The sequence below is a fragment of the Liquorilactobacillus mali genome, assembly GCF_001437155.1.
In the GTDB taxonomy this organism is placed as follows: domain Bacteria; phylum Bacillota; class Bacilli; order Lactobacillales; family Lactobacillaceae; genus Liquorilactobacillus; species Liquorilactobacillus mali_A.
In genome coordinates, this window is the sequence record NZ_JQAR01000046.1 from 1 (window position 1) to 6,810 (window position 6,810).

The following is a 6,810-nucleotide window of genomic DNA, read 5'->3' on the forward strand; positions in this document are numbered from 1 at the left end:
CTCAAATTACATCAGTTGGTTTAATTCCGACAGAATTAGAACGAGTGTTTAGAAAAAAATGTGCCATTTATTGACATAGGAGCATATACTCAAGGATTAATTTATTCCTGTTAAACTTATCCTGTAATTGTGGTAAATAAAAAAAGAACCCAATTCAGAATTGAGTTCCAAGATAATAATATATATTTAAAGATTCGGAACTTACTATTTAAACGCTAAAGTAATTATCAGTTCCATGCATTTGCTAGCAATTATACAGAACCCTTAAAAACTTACTTTTACGGGCAAAGCATTTAATCACTTTACTTTGTGTCACATTAAAAAATGTTACAAAAATATATTATTTTTGATATACTTAACAAACACAGCATTGGAGGTATTTTAATTGGATACAAATCAACTTACTATTTTATTATTAGCCATTTCGGGCATGTGTGCCATTTTTTTCTTTATCCTTTTATTTAAAATGACCCATCTACAAAAAGAATTAAAAGAAATGATGTTGAAGTTTAATCAGCTAACTGTCAAGTTCAAAAAAGATAACTCTAATAATGATGAAGATATCAGCCAATTACTTTCAATCGTCACTTATAACCCAGCCAAATTGTTACCTTTAATAGTTATACTAAATATGATTCCAACGTTGGTTTTACTCGCCTATTTCAATTTTAAAACTTCCCAGTATTTTGTATATACCTTACTTCTTTGTTTTATAGCTGCTGCTCTTCTACTCCCAATATACTATCTTTATTTGAAAAAAAGCATAGCCAATTTCTCTCTTAAAAGCAAAAGTTTAAAAAATAATACATCACTTTCCAAATTGATTTCAGAATTTGATTCTAAATTATTACCAGTTATAGAAAAAAAGACTTTTAACACATTATATGCCTTTCAATTTCTAAACATAGCTATGATTTGTTGTACACTTTTGAAAATAATTTTAAGATTCTAAACACCAGTATCATTATTCTTTAGTAATGCTATCAATGCTAAAATACTTGTAGTAACCACAGCAGCTGTTGCTCCAACAGCCGTAACAACATAATAAATTCCTCCAGTTGCTAAACCAGCTACTATTGAGAATCCTACAAATTCTTTAATCCCATTTGGAAATAAACTATTATAATCATTTGCTGTAGTGTTTGGAACACCTGTCGGAACAACTTCAATCTTATGGAATATCTCATCAATAATTATTTCATATTCTAGTTCAATAGTTTCGCCACTGTCGAGTGTATGGTCAAAAGTTGATTTAATATGCAAAGCTATTCCTGCATCGCTGCCCTTAGTAACCGGCTCTACCCAAATTTGACCGTTATTGATTAAAGAGGACAATTCAGTCAGTGCTGAATTGATATCCTCTTTATTTATCTCATCACTTAATGCCACAACTCCGGCTATGGTATCCGTAAAGTCTGACTCAAACTTACCATTTGACACATTATAAACTACACCAACATTATCACCTGGCTCTGAAACTGATGCTTCAAATTTAACCTGTACGTAAAAGTCAACAGCAAAACCCGGAATTTCGTATTCTTTACTTGTTTTCTCAATCTTTAAACCACTCAAATATGAAAAATTTTTCTTCTGACTTAAAGCGTCTATAATTGTATTAATCTTTGCTAAATCTTCTGCATTTCCATAACCGCTTTCTCCTCCAACACCAAAACTACCTGTTGCAGTTTCTCTCGCACTTGTTGTCGCGTCCTTATCAATCGCAAAATCTCCGATGGAGATCTCTGAGAATTGATCAAATGCCCATTCATCTGGTATTGAGTATCCAAGATTTCCGGAATATCCTGTCGACATATCTGAAATAAAAGCCTTGGTTGCCAATCCTGCTGAAATAATAGTTGCGGAAACATTTCTAGTTCCATAAATCCCAACCTCATAGCCATACGAAGTTACAATATCGTACAGAGCTTCAAAATAAACCTTTGCTGATCCTGCAATATCTCCAGCTTGAATATCCGCATCAACTGCAAAGTAGATGACTACTCCTTCTTTAAATCCTAAATCTTGTGCGGCATATACTGCTTTTGTCCCATCAGTTTTACCTTGGGCTGCCGTAAAGTACGCTTCTTTATCTGAAGCCCCATCTTGATAGATTGGAAAAATCTTTAATCCCCCGGTTGTAATGGCAGTAATTTCATCTGTTGTTAAATTTTTTGCTCGCTCACTCGTACCGGAACCTACAGTTCCTGTTAAATAACGACCAACAATGCTGTAACCTGCATTTTTTAAAGTCGCAACTCTTGTTGCGTTTAATTGATATGAGGTATCACAAGCGATTGCGGAACGATCTGGATTACCCGCTGAAGTCAATAAACTCATAAAGATATCTACACCTGCACTGGTTCCATCTGTAGAATCTAATGCCATTGTTTCTTCAAATTCCTTGACCGCTGCAACAACTGCAGAATCATAGACTCCATCAAATGCTCCCGTATATGCTTTATTATTTACATACAATCCCCATTGCAAGATTCTAACAAAATTATTTGTTGTTCCTTCTTTGACAGTTGGCGTATCTTTTTTAGTGGTTGCACCATAAGCACCTGTCGCAACACTTGTACTTATCTTTTCTTCTGCCTGCAACGCATAAATCAAAGCTGAATTAGTATCTCGCTGGTAAATTCCATCACATGGCAAGATTCCTGTATACGCTAAATAATCATGATTCAATTGTTGTTGCATTTCGCGAACTTTGGAATCGCCGCCCGTTAATAAGTCAAAAGAACTCATATTTAACAAAGCTGCCATAAAATTACCATCTACTGAGCTACTTGTATCTGCAAGTCCTGCCTTTGTTTTCATTGTAGTCACTGCAGAAGCCGTATCAGCTGAGAACTTACCATCAAATTCTCCTGGTGTGATTCCCTTACACCAAAATCCTCCTTGAATAATATACGCAATATTGCCTGTATAACCAACTACAATTGTTTTAGCGATATTATTGAATTTTTGTTTACTTGTTGGTCCAAAATTATTGACCAAGCCTGTGATTCCAAGTTCATGTTGTAACGCCCTTGTTAACCCATAAACTGTTCCCCAGCCAGTAAGTCCATCTTCTGTTACACTACCAAAGCCACTGACTCCTCCATAAGTTTTGTTTAACCATTGTTGTGTTTCTAATACCATTTGATCCATCTTTAAAACTTCCTTTCTTGTAAGATTGACATTATCTTAAACCCGGATTTTTATATAATCAAACATACGTTCGCATAAATTACAAAAAAATTATCTTACTCTTTTTTTGACAATCGTATTCTGAAACTATCATTTTAAACAAAAACATAAAATTCAATTCACAAGTTGCTTAAATAAATGGAAAAGTCAGCTATTCAACTAAATACTGGCAATACCTAAAATTAGAGTATGAAGTACGGTCATTTTAATAATTCAAAACAATTAATTATTACTTCAAAATATATTGCCAATTATTACCATAAACTAAAACAGCGACCTCTTCCAAAAACGGAACAAGGTCACCATCATTACTCTAAGATAAAGTTTGATTATCTTATTATTTTATTTATATTGTGAAAAACTAAGTTGTCTAATTTATAACCCTTGCATTGTGTTGCGCGTATACACCTTACGCGCATACTCTTCCTCGTTTTTTGCACCTTTAGTAATTAAATAAAATGAATGGTCTTCTAATCGTTTTATATTATCAGGTTTCACTACAAATTTATTTACACTTCTAATTGTTCCACGTGCCGATTTTGTATCTATTCGAGCAAAAACACTGCCTTTATCCTCTGTCATGATTGTTTTATCCAAATCTTCATAAGTTCCGACTAGATTTGCTACGTAATCAGCACTTTCTGGATCGTTTGAGCGTCCTAGCATAAACGTATTTACATTATCTCTTATTCGCTTGTCTAAGCCCTCTCCATTAGTATTCAAGTCCTCCATAGATTGAACTCCTAAAACCGCTCCAAACTTTGCACTTCGCGCTTTTGCAAGCACATCGATAATCTTCTCATTGGCATAACTTCCCCATTCATCAAAAAAACCTACTGCACCTTTAAACTCACTCCTATTAAATTTCTGTGTAACTGCAGTTGCAACGTCACTAACCACAAATCGTCCTAATTTTGGTATCAATGAACCATAATTATTACTGTTAAAGCTGAATAAAACAATATCATCTGTTTCCAAAAAACGTGTCATATCTACACTATTTTCTGTTTCACTTAACTTATATCCCAAATCAGATATAACTAGCAACTCAATTTGGACCTTTAACCCATAAATGTTTTTCATGACATTTGCTTCATTTTCTTTAAACTCCTTAAAATCCTCATCATCAAAATTTTCTTTTCCAAAAAACAACTTGGTATATTTCTTAGCCTTTTCACTCAAATCATAAACTACTACCTTTTTTTCAATATATTTTGCTTTTTCTTCTGTTTTCCCGATTCCTACAAGCCCCGTGTCCCCTGTTTTTCCGTCTTTTGTTTTAACTTTTCTTTTGACGTTTACTTCCCGTTTTATACTATCTGATTTTAAGGTTTCCCAAATATTATCAAAGTCTAAATACTCCAATAAAGTTGGTAAATCGCGTTTTATGCCATAAGTGTCCATGAATTTAATTACTTTTAGCAACATGTTATCACTAACGTTTTTATAAAATAGCTCACTCCAATCAAAAACGCTCATTAACCTTTCTTCAACTCCTGATGACGACCCATTTTTTATCGGGTTGTATGTTGTTTCTGTATTGTCTGAAAATATTTTAAATTTGCGTCCATATTTTGTGGCCAACTTTCCCAAATCATGTTCAATTTGTGGATCCCCTTTAGCCTCCACATAAATTACAGGCAGCCCTGCTTTCATACATGCTTCTGCTTGTGCCAACATAGCGACTGTTTTTCCTGATCCTGTCGTACCTTGAATTAATTCATGCGTAAATAACTGTTTTATTGGCAATTCTATCGCGTTCCCTTTTATATCAATACCCAAATAAAGATTTGTATTTTGAGTATCTTTTCTCCATTTTTCTTGCTGCTTATTAGTTATACTTAATCGCTTTTTAAAAATGTTTCGATATCTGCCTGAATTTAAAAATCGAGAACTTTGCTCTTCTTTAACATTCACAAAATAATTAGTAACTAGTTTTTTTATTATTATTCCCACTAACAACGCCATAACCAAACCTAAAAATATCATTAATATCCAGTTATACCAGTCAATAGAAAATGTCTTGCCATTGTTAAAAGCGTTTTCAAAGAAGTGCATTAATTTGCCTGGTAATATTTTTTGATATAAGCCTAAAAACTGAAATAACGCCCCTATCTTAAACCTTAACAGCAACATTATTAGCAATATTAAACTAATCCCGCTCACGAATGATAGCCACTTTAATTTGTGAGAACTAGCTGCCAAACTTCCAACAACTAACGCTATTACTAGTGCTGGTAAAAAAATACCTATGGCCGCTAACAAAAATAGACCATAAAACATCCAAGCAATAAAGGATCCAATTTCTTCATCTGAGGTGGTACGCTCTTTTTTAGAATTATCTTGCTTTTGAAAATCAAACATACACATTCCCCCTCAACATTTCATCTAGATTGCCAAAAGTAACTTCAATTCCAACATCTGCTGCACACTTTGCAACTAAACGCCGAATTGCCAACGACTGGTATAAATAAATTAAATGCGTATACTGGCCTTCAATAATAAATTTCTTATAATTAACCAATTTTTTAGTTATTTTTGCTGCCCTTTTACGCGTAAGTTCAACCTCTACAGCTTGTCTTGTATCCTCAGTTTCAATCACAAAATCAGGCAAATTTACTATCTGCTCTCTTCTTTGTGATCCTTGACTAATAATCTGAGCAATTAATTCTCGTTCCATTTCAAATTTCGCACGTTCTGCAAATTGATCTTTATAAAAAATAACGCTTTCATTAATTAACATACTATGCCGAAAAATTGCAAAGTTAGGGTTCCTCTCATCCTTTGAGAAACCAAAATTTAAATCACCGATAACTTCACTTCCAAGCTTGGTTATCAAATAAACAGCTTGCTGCATACTCTTGAATTTCTTTATTAAATCTTTTTTCTCAAATTCTTTTAATGCATAATAGATTGTCGATTTATTAAAAGACGTTAACCTCATGATCTGATCAACAGTCGCAATCCCCAACTTATCTAAAACATTTAAAACCAGATATCTCTTTTCAGTTAATCCTACTCTCAAGCTAAACACCCCTTTATCTCTAATCTCTTAACATTCTTCAAACTAACTCCCTAACTCAACTTTATATCCACAACCCTTTTTCTCTAGTACATGCTTATTTTATTTATTTTTTCAATACTATAAAAATACAGCCGAAACTGTCCTATCGTAATTACGTGGAGAGAGGGCAGTTTCGGCTGTATTTTGTATGAAAGCCTCTACAACAATCTAAATTAAGCATGTACTTCCAAAACAAGGTCAACTATTTATCAAAACTAATATAATTAAAAATCAAAGAAAAATCAAAAATTACGCATTTCAATTTAAAAAAAACTCCCAGAAAGTTAAACTGGAAGTTAATTGATATCCTACATCTTTTATCTTTTAATTAATCTAAATCATTACTAATTTCTTAAACAACATATAATCTAATCTGCTGTCCTGTTCTTCTATACATTTCTAATTATAGATTACATAACTTCATTTACTAAGTCCTTATATTTCTTAACTAAATTATCCAAAAGGGAACACAAATATATTTGACAACTAGACTAGCTTGGCTTAGTTTTTAGGAAGGCTGAAGCGGTATGAACAAAGTTTTTCCCTGGTTTTCG

The 6,810-nt window shown here is 33.1% G+C and carries 4 protein-coding genes; 1 reads left to right on the forward strand and 3 read right to left on the reverse strand.

The features are described 5' to 3' along the window. Positions 1-385: 385 nt before the first annotated feature. Positions 386-952: a hypothetical protein gene (locus IV36_RS11460; RefSeq protein WP_003690894.1), complete on the forward strand. Its 567-nt coding sequence runs from the start codon at positions 386-388 to the stop codon at positions 950-952. Here IV36_RS11460 and IV36_RS11465 read toward each other — a convergent pair. The 3 genes from IV36_RS11465 to IV36_RS11475 all read right to left on the reverse strand — a co-directional run bounded on the left by IV36_RS11465 (position 949) and on the right by IV36_RS11475 (position 6,217). Then, entirely contained in the window at positions 949-3,153 is a 2,205-nt protein-coding gene (locus IV36_RS11465; RefSeq protein ID WP_056992619.1) for a glycoside hydrolase domain-containing protein, read from the reverse strand. The two genes, IV36_RS11460 and IV36_RS11465, sit on opposite strands and share 4 nt — an antisense overlap. A 414-nt stretch (positions 3,154-3,567) precedes the next feature. Next, positions 3,568-5,556, reverse strand: a complete 1,989-nt coding sequence (locus IV36_RS11470; protein ID WP_056992621.1) for a helicase HerA-like domain-containing protein — start codon at positions 5,554-5,556, stop codon at positions 3,568-3,570. Next, the gene (locus tag IV36_RS11475; RefSeq protein ID WP_003689348.1) at positions 5,549-6,217 is read right to left on the reverse strand and encodes a replication-relaxation family protein; all 669 of its coding nucleotides are present in this window, start codon (positions 6,215-6,217) and stop codon (positions 5,549-5,551) included. The genes IV36_RS11470 and IV36_RS11475 overlap by 8 nt, the downstream gene beginning before the upstream one ends. Positions 6,218-6,810: the final 593 nt, after the last annotated feature.

What these genes read in the sequence shown, in the direction of transcription:
- IV36_RS11465 (WP_056992619.1), bottom strand. Translation starts at nt 3,153, where the DNA reads ATGGATCAAATGGTATTAGAAACACAACAATGGTTAAACAAAACTTAT.
- IV36_RS11470 (WP_056992621.1), bottom strand. Translation starts at nt 5,556, where the DNA reads ATGTTTGATTTTCAAAAGCAAGATAATTCTAAAAAAGAGCGTACCACC.